Here is a 17,671-nt window from a genome sequence, read left to right on the forward strand (position 1 = left end):
GGTTGTCGCGCACGTCTCCCGCGGGCGTCGGGCTTGCGTGGCCGCCGCCCTCCGCGTTCGCGTCCGTGCGCGCGGGGCCGGGGGGGGGGGTGGGGGGCCGGGGGGCGGGGCTCCCCGCGCCCCCCGGCCCACAGGTCAGGGGTCGGCCTGGATCAGGCCGGGTCCTCGGTGAAGGAACCGCAGGCGGAGGCACCGGTCGCGCAGGTGGTGCCGCAACCGTCGCCCGTGGAGCACATGAGATGGCCGTACGAGTGCTCGGCGATGACGACCTTCACGTCCAGGGGCGCGAAGTCGTCGTCCAGGCCCGCCAGCGGGGCGGGCGCGACCGGGGGCGGGGCGAGAGTGGCGCTCGTCATGATGTGCCTTCCTCTTGTTGGGGTGGTGCGGGACGACCTGGCTCCCGGTGTTACGCCGAGGGCCAGGAGAGCGAGACCCGGCTGTGCACCTTGTCGATGACCCGGTCGGCCGGGATCTGGTCATCGGGGGTGCCGGCCGGATAGACCCGGATGACCGGGCTGGGGCCGCCGCGCCGGTTGGCCTCCCAGTCGCGGAGCACGCCGGCGATCTTGTCGGCGAACTGCTCCGCGTGCGGACCGAGGGCGTGCACCCCGTACTCCAGGTGCTTGTTGTCCTCGGTGCGGCGGGTGACGAGATAGGCGAAGGTGTCGTCCTCGACGGCCGCGAGCGCGAACCGCTTGTTCACGGGGGCGACCACGCCCGTGTTCGAGTTCTCGTCGACGGCCATCGTGCAGAAGCCCGGCAGGGAGATCGCCATCGCCATCTGAAGGGTGTCGATGAGTTCCTGGATGCGAACAGTGACGCCGGTCCACAATTCGTGGCGCGGAAACGTGACGGCGTTGTCGAGCCGGTGCGGGTCGGCCGGCAGGCCGTCATCGAACTTGAGCCCGATCTCCGGGGTGCCGTTGACCAGGAGGAGTTCTTCCCGGTGGGCGGTCGAGCCCTGCATCGGGACGAAGCCGCAGATCCGCGCCGACTCGCTTTCCAGGTAGGGACCGTGCTCGCCCGTGACCTGGATGAAGGCGACCGACCGGGTCAGGCCGCGCATCCGCAGCGGGACGACGAGCCGGCCGCCCTGCTTGAGCTGCGCGGTCCACGCCGGGGAGACGTCCCAGGCCCCGGCGGTCACCATCACGACGTCGACCTCACCGAGGTCCGGGATGGGCTCGGCGGCGTCGGCGGTGACGACGTGAACTCGGCCGTAGCCGTGCTCGTTCAGGAGCTGGCGCGCGAGATCGGTGACGACGGGGTCAATGTCCACGGTGACGACTTCACCGTCCTCGCCGACGAGTTCGGCGAGGTAGGCCGCGTTCAGCCCGCCCGAGCCGATCTCCAGGACCCGCATCCCGGGCTTCACCTGGGCCTGCTCCAGCATCATGGCCTGGATCTGCGGCGCGGAGACGGAGCTGAGCTGCACACCGTGCTCGTCCGTCTTGGTGATCACGGCGGCGTACGTGTCGTACGCCTTGTCCAGCGGCGTGTCGGCGGGGGTGAACTCGTGCCGGGGCACCTTGCGCATCACCGCTTCGATCTCCGGGGAGGAGATGTTGCCGTCCGCGCAGAGCTCGTCCACCACCTTGTTCCGCAGGCGGGTCGCCTCGTCGGGCTCGACGGTCGTGTTCGTCATGGACTTCCTTCAGTCGTTCGTGTTCGGGGGGCGGGTGGGCCGGCACGCGTGCCGGGGCCGGGAGGCTATCGGCGAAAGCTCTCCGTTCTCGTCGGACCGCCGAAGGTTGGCGGGTTCGTGCTGGACGGCGCGCGAAGGTCCGGCGCCGGTGGTGAGCCGCCCGGAGGTCCTGTCTGTACCACTCAGGAGAGCCGGGCGGCCGTCTAGGCGGCGGGCCCAAGATCGTCCAAGTTGACGACCTTGTACTCCCGCAGTTCCCGTACGAGCTGGGAGGCCAGGAACATGCCGATCTGGGGATGGCGGTAAGGGATGGGGGAGTCCATGTCCGAGAGGGCCTGTAGGCCGTTCGCGCTCCACTGGTACGCGTGGCCGATCACGCCGTACAGCGGGAAACGGGTGGCGAGAAGCGCCACGTGGCCCCTTGCCCTGAGCCGTGGGCACCGGCCTGCCGCCATCCGGGCGTGCTCCAGACAGACCGGCGGCTGCGCGGTCTTCACTGGACCGTCGTAGCTCTCTTCACCCGCCGTTTCCAGGAAGAGGATGCCGTCGGTGCGCTTCAACTGGACGGTGCATACCTGGCACCGCAGCAGCGCCATCGTCACGCGTTGACGGTGCGGGTGAACCATCCGCCAGTGCGGTGTCCCCCAGGGCTGCCCGAAGGTGTCGAGCGACATGGAGTAGCGGGCCCAGAGCACGCCCTTGAGGTCCCGGTCCGGCGGCGCCTCATCCACGTATCGGAGACGTGGCCGGCCGTCCGGCCCGCGGCCCATGCGCAGATTGAGGAATGAGTCGGCCTCTTCGCCCTCCCGGGCGGTGATGTAGGGCACGACGATCTGGGGAGCGGTGGTCACGCGGTGCTCCCGGCGGCGAGCGCGACCGGCCGGTGCGGAGCGACGATCTGGCCGTCCGGCAACAGCTCGCCGGTGTCCTCGAAGAGCAACACCCCGTTGCACAGCAGGCTCCAGCCCTGTTCAGGGTGGGCCACCGTGGGGCGGGCGGCCTCTCGGTCGGAAGCCTCGGCCGTGGGACACGGCGGGGTGTGCTGGCACATCGTACTCGTCGTCCTCTCAAGGCAGTGTGGGGAAGTTGGGCCCTCTTCGGCGACTACGAAGCCGTGGGGGAACACGGAGTGGAGGTTGCCGAAGAGGGTGTCTGTGGGCGTGCACGTACAAACGAGGTGATGGCGGACTCGCTGTAGCCGTAGAAGCGGCCGAAGACCGCGTCGTCCTCCCACCACTCGGGAGCGGGATCGCCCCACTCGACGGTGTGGCAGGTATCGCGGTACGGCGACCATCGGACGCGGAGGTCCGGAAACCCCGGCCGGTTCGTGAGTAGGTCGCGTGCCCCTATTGCCAGGGACAGCAGATCGAAGGACATGTATCCGCCGCGACGCGGGGCGCCGACCGGCACGGCAAGCAGTGGTGCCCGGAAGACGCGTACCGCGACAGCGTGAGCAAGGACCTCGGGCCGGGCAAGGCGGTCCCGGAAGTGCTCGAAGTCGTACGCCTCCTCGGCAGGGCAGAGGGAAGGACCGAACGAACGCGCCGAAGCCTTGGTGGTCGTCAGCACTCGACCAGCCCCCTGACGATCCCGGCCTCTTCCAGAAGCTCGGCGAGATCGAGGGTGAGCCGCGCCAGCTTCCGAACGAGTCCGATGGTCTGTCCCGCGTCGCCGGCCACTACCTCGGCACGCAGCGTGCGGGCCTGTCCGATCAGAGCGGCGATGTCCGGGTGCTTCTCGTCGGCTTTGTCTCGCAAGGCGCGGGCTACAAGCAGCTTGAGCGCCATGAGGAAGCGCTGAGTAAGGGCATCGTTGTCGTGGTTGGGTAATGGTGCTCCGCCGGACGGGCCCGCGGCGTGGTGGCTGATCTCTTCCTCGCCGTGCAGGATGGTGTCGAGGTCGTCGTACACCTCGTTCCAATCCACGCTTGCCCACTCGCGCACTGCGCTCAGGTACCGCCGGGCCTCCTCCTCACCGTGTGGAGGAGTCCAAGGGTTCGTGGGGACCGTCGGGTCCTTAACGCGGACCGGCATGGTCTCTGGGCTAGTCGTCTCGTCGCGTAATGCGGTGTTCGTCATCAGCACGCCACCAAACTCAGCTCGCACCACGTGGTGGCGCCGTCGTCGCTGACACCCCACGCGCCGTGTCTGCTTCGGGCGATCTCTTCCACGAGCACCAGGCCGCGACCGTTCTCGGCGTCGTCCTCGGGGCACTGAGCAGTGGGGCGAGGTCCGGGCACGCCGTCATGGACACGGATGCGCAGGACGCCATCGCGCACGTCAAGGGTCAGCCGGATTTGCCTGCCACCGCTGTGCACGATGGCATTGGTGATCAGCTCAGAGACAACGAGTGTCGCGTCGTCGGCGACGCAGGTCAGACCGCGGGAGGTGAGACGTTCGCGGGTCACGAGCCTCATGGCGCGGACGCGGGACTCGTCTACGGGAGGGGGGCGCTCGCCCGGGGAGTGCTTGGTGATGAGGAAACGCTCCTCCAACAGGCCGCCGGTACGAGTTGCGGTCGGGCGCTGCGACGCCGGGCCGATCACCGCTCCGTCCCGATCTGTGAGGCGGCCCCGTCTTCCGGGGCGGCCCGGTCGTCGAGGGAAACGAGCGGGCCCGTCCGGCGCTGCTGGCCCGGGACGTGCCGGAGCAGTCCGGCAAAAGCGGGCAACGGTGTGTTCGCAGCGTCCGCGAGGTTGCGGCGGCGCTGACGATCTGCGGGAGTTCGTGCGGTCATCGGTGGTCCCCTTCCGTGAACGGGAAGAGGGCCCCGAGCCTGCTGTGCAAAGCAACCGCTTCATCGGCCGTCAGGACCAGCGGAATGGTCGCGGGCTCCGCGGCCCCCTCGTGCAGGTCGAGGGGGACCGCGAAACGACCGGCCTCCGTGTGCGCGACCTCGGCCTCACGGGCAAGGCGGAGGTGGCGCTTGGCGGGCGGTAAAGGCGCCGCGCCAGCTTCCGTCTGAGCGTGACTTGTCGTCATGACCCGTAAACGTAGGGCCACTTCGGAACCCCACCCCTGAGAAAAAATCAGGGCTGAGTAACGCTCAGGGTTGGCATATGCCTACGCGGCGAGCCCGATGTGCTTCGCTACCGCACGAAGGTCATCGCGCCACATCGGCTTCTCGCGCTTCAGTAGGTCGGCCACCGCCTCCCTGACCAGGGGAGAGAACACGATCTCCTCCGGAGACTGCTTCAGCAGCTTGCCGAGAATGTGCACCGTCGCGTAGTCGTCTCGCTGGATGCGGTTGAGGTTCATCACCTCGATCAGGTACCGGGTCCGACGTTCGAGCGGGACCTCTTCGTTGACGAGGACGTGATCGGCGGCGCGAAGCGCTTCGCTGGTGTCGCCCTCCTCCGCCTTCAGGTGTACCTCGTGCATGGCGAAGTTCGTCGGCCCGAAGCACGTGTGCCAGTGGTTGAGGTCCGCGCCGACCCGGTCCACGGCCTGCTGCGCTCCGTTGTACAGATCCCACGCCCTCGGGCCCTTTGTAGCGCGTACGGCGGCAACGGCACCTTGCAGGTGCAGTGCGCCGTACGCGGACCAGTGCTCCGAATTGGAGTCGTCGTGCGGTCGGCACTGGGCGATGGTCTGCCGGGCGAGTTCGTAGCTGTCTTCCACATCTCCAGCGGAAGTGAGAACGCAGGCCAGGTTCCAGGCCGCAGCGGCGAGGAGGGCTGGGTCACCGGCGTTGTCCGCGAGGGAGAGGCCGCGGTCGGCCGCAATGCGGGCGAGGGTCGGTTCACCGACGCGACGAAGCCAGATCTGGTGCAGGCCGTAGAGGCTGATGAGCTGCCGGAGGACGGTGCCCTCCTGCTCAGGCGAGGCGTCGCGCAGAGCGGCGTGTCCCTGCCGCAGCAGCGTGGGCAGCCGCTCACCGACATCGCGGTACCGGTCATCAGCCTGCGTCTCGTAGACCTTCCAGGCGTCCGTAACCGACGCCTCGAAGTCGTCGGAGGTGACCGACCCGATCCGTTGCGGAAGGAGGGAGGCGGGCAGCGACAGGGCCTGTCGGATGAGCGGAACGTGCTCGTGCTCCGTGCCCGCCGTAACGATTCCGGACACGTAGCCGCCCGTCAGGTCCTCCAGACTGCACCGCAGCTGCTTACTCAGGGCGATCAGGATCGGAAGCCGGTCCAGGGGCATCCGGTCGTTCTCAATCTTGTAGACCCAGTTCTCTGACCTGCCAATTAGGTCTCCCAGCATCCTTTGGGACAAGCCCCGGCGCTCACGCCACCACTTGATCCGTTGGCCGATGCTGAACAACTCTCCGTCATACACCATGGGTTGACCGTTCGCCGTAGTGGACAGGGCACTCGTGTCAAGCGTAGGCCCAGGTGCTTAGGGGAGGGGCGATACTGGGGGTCTCTCCCTCTGGGGAGGGCACTCAACGGTCCCCCTGTCGCCCCGCGACCGGGGGACCGCGTACAGGTAGGAAAGATCGGCAAGGAGGCCGCTTTGCCAGCCCCATACCGTGGCCTGATTCTCGACTTCGGTGGTGTGCTCACCACTCGGATGCGACTGAACGGGCAGGCGTTCGAGAGGACGGAGGGATTGACTCCAGGCGCGTATTTCGCGGCGCTGAATGAGCATCCCGACGGCGTCGCGATCTACGCAGCGCTGGAGGTCGGTGAGGCAACCCAGGAGGACTGGAACCGTGTCATCGGCGGCATCCTCGGTATCGACTCCACCGACCTGATGCGGCGCGCTCTGGCCAACCTCCACCCGGAGCCTCAGATCGTCGCCGCCGCGAAGCGCGCTCGCGCGGCGGGGATCAAGGTGGCCATGCTCAGCAACTCGTTCGGGATCGAGCCCTACAACCCGTACGAGGACAAGGGCATGTGGACGGACTTCTTCGATGCCGTGATCTTGTCGGAGCTGGAGGGCGTACGGAAGCCGTCGCCGCTCATCTATCAGCGTGCGCTTGACGCCCTAGACCTGACCGGTCCTGAGTGCGTCTTCGTTGATGACCACGCGGAGAACCTGCCGCCCGCTGAGACCCTGGGCATCCGCACCGTGCACCACACGACCGATCCCACCGGGACAGCTGCCATCCTCGACTCACTTCTCCTCGACCCCGCTCCCGCCTGAACGAACAGAGCGAAACAGCTCGCCGGGGACGTCACGCCGGCCAACGAACGGCAGCAGCGTTCGAGGAACCGCTAGGGCTCCTCGAACGCTGAAGGACAGGTAGGGGCTCTTGCTGGAGGGCGTTCTAGATTGCTGGGGACTCGGGCCCGTCGGGTTCGCCCGGCCCTTCTGAAACGGATACGCCCCCGTACGTAGGCCGCCTTGTCTCCGCTCTTCCAGGCTGATCATCTTTCGCGCCCACTTCGGGGGTGACCTCACCAGGCTCCCGAGCGGCGACCTTCGTGAACACCTGCTCCGCGCGCTCCAGGGTCAACCGCATCGTGCCGTAGGGACCCACGGAGTACCCGGTCCGGTGCCCGTGCAGGTGCAGTTCCTCCACTGCCTGAAGGCCGGCGTCGACCTCCGGCACGTCGTCCGGTGGGACGAGGGCGTGCAGTTCCTCCGCCCACTCCCAACCGAGATCACGGAGCACGGTCCGGGCTTCCTCCTGCTCCCAGCCGCTTCGCGCCACCAGTCCGTGACGAGGGTCCGTCGAGAAGACCATGTTCGGGTCCGTCATCATCCGGCCATCTCCTCGACTCGGCTCGCAGATCCCGTCTCCTCGCTCTTGGCCGTGGGCCAGGCCGCGAGCTGGAAACGCGCCGGACGGTCGTCGTGCTTGCCGACGCGGCATTCGTCGCCTGCCTTGCCCAACGACTTGTTCATTCGAGTGAGGAAGCGGTCGTACTGCTCGTGCCAGATTACGGACGAGCCCGCCTCCGCATACGCGTCTCCCCTGGCGAAGGCCAGGGCCGCGATCTCGTATGCCAGGCCCTCGTGCTTCGCCCAGCAGGGCGGGATGACGTCCTGCGGTTGCCAGGCGTAGGTCCTGTTCAGCCAGCGGCACACGGAATCGAGCCACGCAGGCATCGGCTCGATCAGCTCCGCTGACAGGGCGCCGATGTCCCACGGAGCAGGACCGTCGGCGGCCACAGATTCCTCCGTGCTCCGTTCCGCTATGTACTCCAGGATCAGTGCGGGCGGCTCGGGAAAGGGCTCGAAGCGGGTCAGGGTCTCGGTCATGCGGCAGCCGTTCCTTCACGGCCAGCCCACGCCGCCGCGTGGACCTTGGCCTGGTTCTTCTTCTCGGTGTCCCGCCGGGTCCGCTCGGCTTCGTTGGCGGCTCGAAGGTCACGGACGTGACCCTCGATCTCGGGCCAGGAATCCCAGGTCCACATGCCGTCGAGCCGGGTGACGATCGGCGGGAGGTTGTCCGCGAGGACCAGAGCGTGCCCCGCGGGCAGGCCCCTGATCTCGTCTCCTCGAAGAACGGGTTCGAGCGCCATGTGCGTGGCCGTCGAGTGGCCGCCGCGGTCCCCGCCGGACGTGGTCTTCGTCGTGCGCTCTCGCTCGACCTGACCGCACAGGTCAGACATGTCCTTCAGGAAGTCGGGGTCCTTGTCCCCGGGCAGGACGATGACGTTGTTGGTGAAGGCCGCCAGCTCCTTGGCGGTGTCCTCGCCGAAGCGGGCACGCGCAGACGCCCACGCCTGGAGGCCGTAGACGACCGTGATGCCACGGCCCCGGCCGTCGGCGACGCGTTGGCGCAGGGAGGGGATCGGCGCGATGTTCGGCGCCTCGTCCAGGGCCGCGAGGAGAGCGGGGTCGAGCCGCCCGGCCGGGGAGGCGAGGGCGTGCGCCTCCGCGAGATCCAGAAGGTCTTCGGCTATCGCGGTGGTCAGCGGCGCGACGCTGTTCACCTCGCTGTCCTTGCCGAGGAGGTAGAGGGTGCCCCCGGCGTCGAGGAAAGCGCCGAAATCCGTGGGGTCCTCTCGGTCTCCCTGGAGGGCGTTGATCACCGACTGGTGCATGAAGGGTTCGAGAGCCGCGTCCAGGGTGCTGGCCGTGTTGCCGACGGTGCGGCTGTCGCCGGTGGTCGCCGTGCGGAGCATGTCCGCCCAGCCGGGACCGGCACCGGGGTGAGCGTTGAGGATGCCGAGGGGAGCGGGGTCGGTCAGCTTGCGGGCCCACCGCAGCACCCAGTCGAGGGAGGCCCCGTCGAGGGCGGCGGCATGGAAGAAGGCAGCGAGGATCTTGGACGCCTGCCCCTTGTAGAAGGCGCTGCCCTCGCTGGATTGTGCCGCGCCGTTGGGGGTGCGCGAGCCCGCGACGAACGCCTTCCCACGCATCATCGCCACCTCCGTGTCGGCTGCGCCGTTGATCGGCGTCCACCGGAAGCGCGGGAGGCTCGGCGCGATGTTCTGCGGGTCGAAGACCGCGACGGGGCGGCCATCCCGCTGCCGCGCGTCGAGGGTCAGTTCGACCAGATCGGGCTTGGTCGAGGTGGCCAGGACCGGCCCGACCCAGTTGCGGACGAGCGGGGCGAAGAACCTCATCGTCTTTCCGCTGCCCATCGGGCCGATGACCCGGCATGCCTTGTCGGCGCGGGACCAGAGATCGACGCCCTTCGGGCGCTGCGAGGTGCCCAGCGAGTAGCCGAAATCGTGAGGATCGAGAAGGTGGTGCATGACGTACTCCGGAGCGAGGTGGGCGACGAGGAGAGAGAAGGTCAGCGAGCGGCGGAGCGGTCCTTCGCGAAGCTCACCCCGGCTGCGCGGCTGGGGTGGCCGTCGTCGCTGGTGAGGGAGGGCCGAATTTCGGTGGCCTTCAAGACTGCTTTGGCCGACATCTGGCGCTTGAGCTGTGCCTTGCTCGCGAACCCCGCGTTGCGTCGTCCGCGGTTCAGCAGGAACCAGAGCGTCACCAGGGCCACCGCGCACACGGCCGTCACGGCGTACAGGGCCAGGGAGATTCCGCCGGGCATGATGTCCATTACTCGGCCCTCCGGGCGACGCGGGCCGCCAGGTAGCGCATCCGCCGGCCGCACAGCCGCGACATCGACGCATCGGGCCCGGCACAGCGCGGGGGCGCGGTGTGGAAGGCGCTGTGCAAATCCTCGGCGGCTCGCCAGATATGGGCGACGGCCGTACGTACGCGACCTCCCGCGGCGGAGTAGTCGCCGTGGTCCAGCACGAGGGCCAGTTCTTTCATACGCCGGGCGAGGTCGAGCGCTTCGGCGTGCAACTGGTCGATGTCCTGTCGCACCGCGCGTTCGTCGGCGGGAAGCGTGGTGTGGTCGGTGGTGACGGTCATGGCGAGGGCTCGTTCCGAATCTGCGTAAAAGGGGTCGGCGGCGGAGAGGCGGCGGTATCCGCTCATTCGGCATCCGGCGAGGTGCTCGTCAGGTCAGTCATCGAGCCGGAGGAGAAGCACAGGTGCTGCTCGGCCTCCACCAAGAGGTGCTGGACGCCGGGGTAGATCACCTCGCCGACCTTCCACAGCGCGATCCCGCGACGCAAGCGCATGATGTGCTCGGCAGTCCAGGACGGCAGACCCAGCCGGGCCACCGTCGCTTCCGCCTCCGCCTTCTTCTGGCTGTAGATCACGATGGTGTCGGCCATCTTCAACGCCGCTTGGGTCTCCGGGCTGTCGTCAATGTCGGACAGGTGATGGACGATAAAGATGCAGCTCAGCCCGTAACCCCGCGCGAACTTCAGGAACTTCTCAAGCAGCGATGCGAGTTGGGGGGTTCCGAGGATGTGCCAGGCTTCCTCGCAGACGAGGATGCGCTTGCGCTGCGTGTAGCGGCGGCAGCCGGAGCCGGGGTTCGGCCCCAGCTCCCAGGCCCCGGAGTTCGCGTCGACCACGACGCGGTTGTGCTGCCCCGGCTCCGTCCCGCATTCGCACAGCGGGCGCAGCCAGACCTCTTCAAGGAAGACCGAGATCACAGCGACGAGGATGGTCATGGCGACGCCGCCGGACGGAACCTTTGTCAGGTCGAAAACGATCATGTCGGCGTCGAGATCCACGCCCAGGCTCGTCGGGCCGTCGAGCATGCCCGTCAGGTCGCCGGTCGCGTCCTGTTCGCTGCCGCACAGCCGGTCCAGGACGTAGGACGCCTCCAGGCCATCACCGAGAAGTTCGTCCCGCGTACGCTTCTTGGCCGTCGCGTCGGACTCCTCCGGGGACCGCAGCGCGGCGGAGACATCGGCCAGGACCGGGGTGCGGCCGAGTTCTCCCGCCCTCTGGTGGGCCCTGCGGATCGCGATCCGCAGGGCAGAGCCGGCGAACTCGTCCAGGGCCTTGCCGAGACCCAGTTCAACGATCGTGCGCACCAGCTCGACTTGCCGCTTACCCGCGATGGCCGGGTCCATCGGGTTGATGCACGAGGCACCACGACCGCCGCCGGGCGCGAACTTCACCGGGGACTTTCCGGTCAGCGAGCGACCGAGCGCGGCCCACTCGCCCTCCTCGCGCTCCTTCTGCTCCTTGGTGTCGAGGACGACGACCTGACGCCCGAGGCGGATCTGCCGGCCGGCGTACGTCTTGGTCAGGGCCGACTTCCCCCGGCCCGTGTCCCCCATGACGATCATGTTGCCGCCGGGCAGGCCGTCACCGAACGCCGAAAATGGGCAGTAGATGAACGCCTTGCCCGAGTACAGCTCCCGGCCGATGATCGCGCCCGCCGTGCCGAGGGTCGGCGGGGCAATCGGCAGATACAGGGCCTGGCTGGTGGTCGTCTCGGTGTAGAGGGGACGGCGCACCGTCTCGTGCATCGGCGACAGCGGGGCGAGGTCGAGCAGGTCGGTCACTTGATGCCTCCGGCGAGGGGCAGGGTCGTGGCGAAAGCACGGGCGTGTTCGAGGTCGAGCCATTCGATCCGCAGGTGCGCGTTGCGGGCGCGGGAGGCGGTGGTGCGCTTGGTGCGCTCCAGTTCTTCGGCGCTGCGCGAGGAGATGGTGATGTAGCCGACGACGGCGGAGCCGGCCGCGCCGGAGGAGGCCAGGGTCATGCCGCGTGATCCGGTAGCGCTGGCGGCGATCTGGTCGCGCGGGTCGATGTTCTTGCCGCGCTTGCGGTCGCGGTCGATCTCGGCCTGGTTGTTCGTGTCCTCCGCGAGCATCCGCTCCACGGCCTTGTCGTTGGGTTCGAGCTGTTGCGTGATCGAGATGGTGCGGATGACGTCGGGCATCCCGATCAGCAGAGGCGAGAGGAAGTCGGGGCCGACGGGGCTCGTGGGCCATCCGACGACGGCGGCCGTGGCGTGGTACCAGCTGTCCGTGGAGCCTGCCGCGCGGGTGGCAACGTGGGCGCCGTCGCGGACGTCGACGTTGCGGGGGAAGGCGTGCGCCTGTCGGAGGTCTGTGTCCCAGATGGCGTGGTCAGGGTCGTAGGAGTTGCGGATGAACGCCGTCATCCGGCCTTCGTCCAGGGGCGCGATCACGGAGAGGTCGGCGTCCTCCGCGCGGGACCACAGCTCATCCAGGTACGCGGCCATGGCGGCGGCGATTCCCTCGTCACCGGTACCGCGGGCGGCGCCCTCGGCCGCCAGGTCGCGGGTGAACCGGGCGTGGATGGTGATGTAGTAGCGGTGTTCCTCGGCGCTGGTGGAGACGGCGTTGGCCAGCACGTCGTACGAGTCCTTCAGCCACTGCGGGGCGTCCGTCGTCGCGGCCGACTCGTCGCGCTGCGCGATGTAACGCTGGTGGGCGTAGGGGTCCGACTTCATCTGCCGGGCCAGGACCTGGATGCGCTTCACTGGGTGTTCTTCGACGTTCCCGAAGGCGTCGAGGAGTTCGCCCCAGCGCTCCAGGGCCACGATCTGCTCACCGACTTCCTTGCCGCCGAGGCCGGGCGAGGCGATCTCCAGAGTGGCTGTGACGCACCCGGCCTCCGGCTGGAGGACCACGATGGCCTGCTGGCCGCGAACTGTGACCGGCACCCACGTCATGCCCGTGACGCCTTCCGGCTCCACAAGAGCGGCGTCCGGGGGCGTGCCATTGGCACGCACGCCGGCCTCGACAGCCGGGGACACCCACACGCCGCCGGTACGGCGGAGCGCCTTGCGGTGGTAGCGGTTGATCCGCCACCAGCGGTAGATGGTGCGCCGCTGGGACGTGCCCTTGGGCCGGTACGGGGCGTACACGATGACCAGGGCGAGCAGGATCGGCAGGACCAGGGACGTTGCGGCGATGGCCGTCACGCCGTTGAAGAGGTAGCCGAAGAGGATGCCGGTGACGGCGCCGCCGCCGAGAACGACCTGTTCGCCGAGGTCGCGGCGGCCGACCAGCCCTGTGGGGCGGTGCTTTCCGAACTGATACGTACGAGTCGACATGGAGGGTCACTGATCCTTGCTGGGGTTCGGTCGTCCGGGTGCCTGGCCGCCCGAGCGCCGCGAGGGCGGCGGGGGCGTGACGGAGGGCCCGGAGCCCGAGGTGGTTCCTGATGAGGAGGAGGGGGAGGCGGGCGGTGTCGGGCCCGAGGTTCCCGTGCCGGTTGACGGCGGGGAGGGCGGCTGTGCTGTGCTCGGTGCCCCGTTGGCTCCCGGTGGGCGTCCGGCCGAGGCGTGCCCACCGGCCGAGGACCAGTCCGGAGAAGAGCTGACGACCGGGTCGGAGGTCGCTCCCTGGGGACGAGCGGCGGCCGGTGCACCGGACGTACCGGCGGTGTCGTCGCCGCCCTGCTGGCTTTCGGGCTGTTCGGGCTTGCCGCCGCCTGCGGCGTCGGTGCCCTGCGCGCCCGGGGAACTGGTGGCCTTGTTCTTCGCCATGTCGACGCCGGCCTTGGCGATGGCGGCACCGGCCGCGACCGGTCCGGCCACAGCAGTTCCGCCGCCCATCTTCGCGCCAGCGGTCTTGGCGCCAGCGGTCTTGGAGCCGCCGACCAAGGAGTCCTGGACACGAGCGCCCATCGCCCTGTTGGCGTGCTGGGCGGGGCCGTCGATCGCGGCGGCCGGGCCGGAGGACTGTGCAGTCTTCCGGTCGTGGTGGAGGCTGGCCATCTCGTCGCCGAAGGCAGGCACCCACTTGTAGAGCGTGGCGGACGCGAAGACGGCGAGCAGGAGGATCAACGCGCCGACCAAGGTCTTGGAGACCGCGTCGGACATGCTCCCCGATGTGTCGCTGAGGATCGCGCCGCCCAGGCCCAGCAGGGCGAACAAGATCGGTTTACTCAGGCCGATGGCGAAGATGGCGCCGAACCACTTCTTCGACTTGCCCCACAGGTCGCGATCGACCAGCCCGGCGTTGACGATCGGCCCGAGCGCGACGGCCACGTAGATGGCCGCGCTGCGGATCAGCAGCTCGATCCACATCAGCAGGGCGCCGCACATCATGATGAGGTTGACGACCAGCAGCTGTCCCACGCCCTCCGTGGGGTTAGCTGCCATGACCTTGAGGATGTTCTCCAGGAACGGCTTGAAGTTGCTCGTCGCGTACGGCTCGAAGACGGCCGTGACTTCGTCAATGGCCTTCATCAGCAGCGCGATTGCGCCCGGCGTCATGGCGTTGACCACGAACTGGAGGAGCAGGAAGCCGATCGCCTCGGAGACGGCGGTGGTCAGGGCGACTCCGCGGACCGCCCGCTTGGCCACAGCGATCAACCAGAGGGCCACGGTGAGCAGGCTGGAGGCCGCGAAGATGATCGCGTACTGCTTCAGGAAGCCGGGGCTCGTCAGGTCGATCTTCGTGGTGTTCTGGATCAGCTCCAGCATCTTGCGCAGGAACCAGATGTTCGCCTCGGTGAGCTTCTGGAGCAGGAACCCCAGCGGGTCCTTGACGAAGTCAATGGCCGCCTTCGCCTCACACACCATCGGGATGTAGCAGAAGGGGTTCGCCACCGCCGAGGGCACAAACACGAACCCGATGATCACGTTGACCATCGCCACCGCCTGGAGGCGGCGGCGCCAGCGACCCGGCGCTCCCCGCTCGATGGTCAGCAGGCCGGGGGCGTCGTCACGCAGTCGCAGGCGCATTGCTGGCACCCCCCACGTCCGCGAAGCTGTCGGCCGGGGCCGCCTCCTGCATGGCCGGCGGAGACGGCACGAGCGGTTCGGACGGCGTGACGGCCGTCGTCTTCCAGGTGCCGTCCTCCCAGACCAGATCCACGGTCATCCGCAGGAAGGCGACCTGCGGGCGCTGAGTCTCGTCCTTCCCGGCGACGCCGCCCACCGACGCCGTCCACAGCTCGATGCTCGCGGCTTGGTCGGAGTAGGAGATCGAGCGGGTGGCGAGCGCCGCAGTCCGCGTGATCAGTTCGCTGCCGTCGGCGGTCTTCCCGTCCGCGCCGACCCCGCGGTTCTCCATGACCAGACGAGCCGTCGAGTCGGTGTCCGAGGTGATCGAGTGCAGCACGCTCGACGCGGCGGTGGCCGCCAGCATCCGGTGCCGCCAGCCCTCATCGGTGAAGAACCGAGGGTCGCCGTAGAGCATGGTGGCGCTGACGGCAGCGGCACGAGCGCCGCGCTCGTTGTGTCCGTACGGTGCCGGGAATCCACTTCGGTCTTCGGCGCCGCTCAGCACGGGGTCTTCTGCAGCGGCCGGAACGTAGTCCGAGAAGTCGCCCGGTACGTTGGATGCCTGCCGCACGTCGCTCGGAACGACCAGTCCCGTCGAGGCCGAACTGTCCTTCAGCTTCCAGTCGTCGGACTCCCAGGTGAGGGTGACCGTCACCGACTGGAAACCCGTCTTCGGTGTCGCGTGCCCGGCCGTGCTGCCGCGAACCGTCGTCGTCCACAGCCGCACCATCGCCCCGTGGGCGTCGAAGCCCAGGACATGCGCCGAGAGGACACCGGTACGCGCGACGGTCTTCTTGACGGAGACCTTGGAGGTGTCGCCCCGCAGGGAGCCGACCGCGTCCTCGGCAGCGTGGTCGGCCTTCTTCACCGCCGCATCAGCCGAGCCCTTGGCCGCCATAACTGCCACCGCACGGTGCCGCGCGTCTTTGTCCGTGAGGAACTGCGAGCTCCCGCTGACCGTCGTGTAGTTGGCCGCTGCCGCCTTGGCGCCGGATCGAGTGTGCGGGTAGCCGACGGGGACGCCGTGCAGCTCCCGCACGCCTTCCCCGCTCGCCTGCGGAGCCGAGTGGGCGGGTGCCGACGCGGAGGGGGCCGTGGCCGGAGGGGTGCCCGTCGTCATGCTGACGACCACCCCGGCCGCGGTGACCACGGCCGCGCCGCCGGCCGCGATGCCCCAGAGCCTGGCCGACGAGCGGCGCGCTCCGCTGGCTTTCGAGGAGGAAACGTTCATCCGGGATCGGGTAGGCATGGGTCACACACCCATGCCGTACGTGATGGCGAAGATGGTGCCGAAGCTGGCTACGAGGAAGACGCAGGTCAGGCCGCCGACCATCATGCCCTTGCCGCGCGAGCTGTCCATCGTGGAGTGGCCCTCACCGAACCACCCCTTCGACTTGCCGACACCGGCGAGGAAGGCACCGGCGCCGACGACGAGGACGACGGCGGCGATGACACCCAGGATGACCTTCGCCGTGCCGCCGAGCTTCCCGAAGGGGCCCCAGTCCGGCTTCACGCCGGACACGACATCGGCTCCGGCGGCGAGGGTCGTGTGCAGGGAGGGATCGGCAGCGGCAGAAAGGAGGTTGTGCATGGTTCAGCCCCTTGGTGCTGTGAGGAATGGTTTGGGATGTTTTGGCATGATTAGCCAACGTGCCGCATCGCGATGATCTGCGGTTTCCAGTAGCTGAGCGGCTTGATCCGCACCTGAGCCCCGGTGTGCGGTGCGTCGATGACCTGGCCGCCGCCGATGTACATGCCGACGTGCTCAGGGCCGGCGCTGCCGGGGACGCTGAACAGCAGGTCGCCCGGGACGAGTTGGGAGACGGCCTTGACGGCGGTCCCGGCGTGGACCTGGTCGTACGTGGTTCGCGGCAGGTTCACTCCCGCCGCTGACCAGGCCATCTTGGTAAGCGAGGAGCAGTCACAGCCGCCCACGCCCTCGTACGGCATGACGCAACTGCCGCCCCACCGGTACCAAGTGCCCAGAGCCGTCTTCGCGGCCGAGATCGCGCGGGCGGCGCCCTTGCCGGCCGGTGCGTCCGGGCTTACGGCGTCGGCCCATTTCGAGGCCAGAGCGCGGATGCTGCGCACGTAGTTGCGGGTCTCGGGGTACGGGGGGATACCGCCGTACTTGATCACCGCGCCGCCGCCCGCGTTGTACGCGGCCAGCATGTTGTCCGTCGAGTCGCCCGGCACCTTCTTGACCTCGTCGGCCAAGGTGCAGTCGTACGCGGCTTGCGCGGCGATGGCGTCGGCGGGGTTGCGGACGTCCTTGACTCCGTCGCCATCGCCGTCCTTGCCGTGCTGGGCCCAGGTCCCCGGCATGAACTGGGCGATCCCGAGAGCGCCGACGGGTGACGTCGCGCCGGAGTTGAAGTGGCTTTCCGTGTAGAGCTGAGCCGCCAGGAGCGAGGCTGTGACCTGCGGGCACTCGCCCGCGTGCTTGTTGATCAGCTCACGGACCCAGCCCGGCACGGGAGCGTCCGTCGTGATGCCGCCACCCGGACCGGCTTCCTGCGCGGAGGCGCTGTCGGCCCCTCCGAACGTAGTCAGCATGGCGACACCGGTGATGAGCCCGGCCGTGACGAGTCCCAGGCCAGCTTGCGTGCCCTTGTTCATCGCGGCCCCGTCACGCCCAGGGCAAGGCGGTGACGCGCCAGCCCTTGGAGGTGTGCTCCAGGCGGAGCGCGAGCTGTTCGCTACTGCTGCGCGTGTGACCGGACTTCGGGGTGGTCGTGAGGGTGTAGCTCACGCGGACGAGAGCGGAGGAGGCCGTTGCCGCAGGTGCGCCGTCGGGGACGGCTGCTGACGTGATCTTGGCCGTCTGATGTGCCTTCTCGGCCCGCAGGGCGGCCCAGGCGGCGTCTTGACCCGGCCGCTTCTGGGCAAGCACGCCAGCGAGTTCCCCCGAGGCGAGCCGCGCTGCCCGGGCGCCGGCATCCGCGTACGAGCTGTCGGCACCGTCGCGGGCGTCGTGTTCTGCGTAGGCCGTAGCGAAGGCCCGCGCCGTCCGCTCAACGTCAGCTGGGAGCCCGGTGGTTGACGAGGAGGCGGTAGCGCTGCTGTGCGGCGTGGCCGTGTCGGGGATGCCCGCAGAGACGG

At 68.8% G+C, this 17,671-nt stretch carries 22 protein-coding genes; 1 reads left to right on the top strand and 21 read right to left on the bottom strand.

The features are described from left to right. Positions 1–152: 152 nt before the first annotated feature. The 10 genes from fxlA to ACFWVV_RS09100 form a co-directional block, all read right to left on the bottom strand. Complete coding sequence (fxlA, locus tag ACFWVV_RS09055; protein ID WP_248585341.1) at positions 153–356, bottom strand: FxLD family lanthipeptide; 204 nt, start codon at positions 354–356, stop codon at positions 153–155. A gap of 50 nt (positions 357–406) precedes the next feature. Further along, positions 407–1,645 carry a methyltransferase, FxLD system gene (gene fxlM / locus ACFWVV_RS09060; protein WP_384311971.1) on the bottom strand — a complete coding sequence of 413 codons (1,239 nt, stop codon included), beginning with the start codon at positions 1,643–1,645 and terminating at the stop codon, positions 407–409. Between the two features lie 203 nt (positions 1,646–1,848). Then, the gene (locus ACFWVV_RS09065; RefSeq protein ID WP_384311969.1) at positions 1,849–2,496 is read right to left on the bottom strand and encodes a hypothetical protein; all 648 of its coding nucleotides are present in this window, start codon (positions 2,494–2,496) and stop codon (positions 1,849–1,851) included. After that, positions 2,493–2,696 carry a DUF5999 family protein gene (locus ACFWVV_RS09070; protein WP_055643646.1) on the bottom strand — a complete coding sequence of 68 codons (204 nt, stop codon included), beginning with the start codon at positions 2,694–2,696 and terminating at the stop codon, positions 2,493–2,495. The genes ACFWVV_RS09065 and ACFWVV_RS09070 overlap by 4 nt, the downstream gene beginning before the upstream one ends. Before the next feature lie 53 nt (positions 2,697–2,749). Then, positions 2,750–3,214 carry a DUF6302 family protein gene (locus tag ACFWVV_RS09075; protein ID WP_384311967.1) on the bottom strand — a complete coding sequence of 155 codons (465 nt, stop codon included), beginning with the start codon at positions 3,212–3,214 and terminating at the stop codon, positions 2,750–2,752. Further along, positions 3,208–3,570: a DUF6415 family natural product biosynthesis protein gene (locus tag ACFWVV_RS09080; protein ID WP_384347742.1), complete on the bottom strand. Its 363-nt coding sequence runs from the start codon at positions 3,568–3,570 to the stop codon at positions 3,208–3,210. The genes ACFWVV_RS09075 and ACFWVV_RS09080 overlap by 7 nt, the downstream gene beginning before the upstream one ends. A 152-nt stretch (positions 3,571–3,722) precedes the next feature. Then, on the bottom strand, positions 3,723–4,139 hold the full coding sequence (locus ACFWVV_RS09085; RefSeq protein WP_384311973.1) for an ATP-binding protein: 417 nt from the start codon (positions 4,137–4,139) through the stop codon (positions 3,723–3,725). A 47-nt stretch (positions 4,140–4,186) separates the two neighbouring features. Next, positions 4,187–4,381, bottom strand: coding sequence for a hypothetical protein (locus ACFWVV_RS09090; protein WP_384311963.1), 195 nt, complete (start codon positions 4,379–4,381; stop codon positions 4,187–4,189). Continuing rightward, positions 4,378–4,626, bottom strand: a complete 249-nt coding sequence (locus tag ACFWVV_RS09095) for a hypothetical protein (protein ID WP_384347745.1) — start codon at positions 4,624–4,626, stop codon at positions 4,378–4,380. The genes ACFWVV_RS09090 and ACFWVV_RS09095 overlap by 4 nt, the downstream gene beginning before the upstream one ends. Before the next feature lie 81 nt (positions 4,627–4,707). Further along, positions 4,708–5,928, bottom strand: a complete 1,221-nt coding sequence (locus tag ACFWVV_RS09100) for a helix-turn-helix domain-containing protein (RefSeq protein WP_384311961.1) — start codon at positions 5,926–5,928, stop codon at positions 4,708–4,710. Positions 5,929–6,102: 174 nt separating this feature from the next. Here ACFWVV_RS09100 and ACFWVV_RS09105 point away from each other — a divergent pair, with 174 nt between their 5' ends. Continuing rightward, on the top strand, positions 6,103–6,735 hold the full coding sequence (locus ACFWVV_RS09105; protein WP_055643649.1) for an HAD-IA family hydrolase: 633 nt from the start codon (positions 6,103–6,105) through the stop codon (positions 6,733–6,735). Between the two features lie 558 nt (positions 6,736–7,293). On the opposite strand, the gene ACFWVV_RS09110 is transcribed toward ACFWVV_RS09105, so the two are convergent. From ACFWVV_RS09110 to ACFWVV_RS09160, 11 genes are read right to left on the bottom strand one after another with little or no spacing between them, the layout of a single operon-like run. After that, a complete protein-coding gene (locus ACFWVV_RS09110) occupies positions 7,294–7,797 on the bottom strand; it encodes a hypothetical protein (protein WP_384311958.1) in 504 nt (167 codons plus the stop codon). After that, positions 7,794–9,242 carry a type IV secretory system conjugative DNA transfer family protein gene (locus ACFWVV_RS09115; RefSeq protein WP_384347748.1) on the bottom strand — a complete coding sequence of 483 codons (1,449 nt, stop codon included), beginning with the start codon at positions 9,240–9,242 and terminating at the stop codon, positions 7,794–7,796. The genes ACFWVV_RS09110 and ACFWVV_RS09115 overlap by 4 nt, the downstream gene beginning before the upstream one ends. 41 nt (positions 9,243–9,283) lie before the next feature. Continuing rightward, positions 9,284–9,547: a hypothetical protein gene (locus tag ACFWVV_RS09120; RefSeq protein ID WP_384311955.1), complete on the bottom strand. Its 264-nt coding sequence runs from the start codon at positions 9,545–9,547 to the stop codon at positions 9,284–9,286. After that, positions 9,547–9,933, bottom strand: a complete 387-nt coding sequence (locus tag ACFWVV_RS09125; RefSeq protein ID WP_384347751.1) for a DUF6238 family protein — start codon at positions 9,931–9,933, stop codon at positions 9,547–9,549. Before ACFWVV_RS09125 ends, ACFWVV_RS09120 begins: the two co-directional genes overlap by 1 nt. Then, positions 9,930–11,366, bottom strand: coding sequence for an ATP/GTP-binding protein (locus tag ACFWVV_RS09130; RefSeq protein WP_384311953.1), 1,437 nt, complete (start codon positions 11,364–11,366; stop codon positions 9,930–9,932). The genes ACFWVV_RS09125 and ACFWVV_RS09130 overlap by 4 nt, the downstream gene beginning before the upstream one ends. Further along, positions 11,363–12,889 (bottom strand): SCO6880 family protein, encoded by a 1,527-nt coding sequence (locus ACFWVV_RS09135; protein WP_384311951.1) that lies wholly within the window; start codon positions 12,887–12,889, stop codon positions 11,363–11,365. Before ACFWVV_RS09135 ends, ACFWVV_RS09130 begins: the two co-directional genes overlap by 4 nt. A 6-nt stretch (positions 12,890–12,895) precedes the next feature. Next, positions 12,896–14,527 carry a hypothetical protein gene (locus tag ACFWVV_RS09140; protein WP_384311949.1) on the bottom strand — a complete coding sequence of 544 codons (1,632 nt, stop codon included), beginning with the start codon at positions 14,525–14,527 and terminating at the stop codon, positions 12,896–12,898. Continuing rightward, positions 14,508–15,800 carry a hypothetical protein gene (locus ACFWVV_RS09145; RefSeq protein ID WP_384347754.1) on the bottom strand — a complete coding sequence of 431 codons (1,293 nt, stop codon included), beginning with the start codon at positions 15,798–15,800 and terminating at the stop codon, positions 14,508–14,510. The genes ACFWVV_RS09140 and ACFWVV_RS09145 overlap by 20 nt, the downstream gene beginning before the upstream one ends. 21 nt (positions 15,801–15,821) lie before the next feature. Then, positions 15,822–16,160 carry a hypothetical protein gene (locus ACFWVV_RS09150; RefSeq protein ID WP_007447287.1) on the bottom strand — a complete coding sequence of 113 codons (339 nt, stop codon included), beginning with the start codon at positions 16,158–16,160 and terminating at the stop codon, positions 15,822–15,824. A 50-nt stretch (positions 16,161–16,210) separates the two neighbouring features. Beyond that, complete coding sequence (locus tag ACFWVV_RS09155) at positions 16,211–17,188, bottom strand: bifunctional lytic transglycosylase/C40 family peptidase (RefSeq protein ID WP_055643658.1); 978 nt, start codon at positions 17,186–17,188, stop codon at positions 16,211–16,213. 10 nt (positions 17,189–17,198) lie between these two features. After that, positions 17,199–17,462 carry a hypothetical protein gene (locus ACFWVV_RS09160; RefSeq protein ID WP_327436076.1) on the bottom strand — a complete coding sequence of 88 codons (264 nt, stop codon included), beginning with the start codon at positions 17,460–17,462 and terminating at the stop codon, positions 17,199–17,201. Positions 17,463–17,671: the final 209 nt, after the last annotated feature.

This window comes from Streptomyces sp. NPDC058663 (assembly GCF_042716745.1).
Classification (GTDB): Bacteria; Actinomycetota; Actinomycetes; order Streptomycetales; family Streptomycetaceae; genus Streptomyces.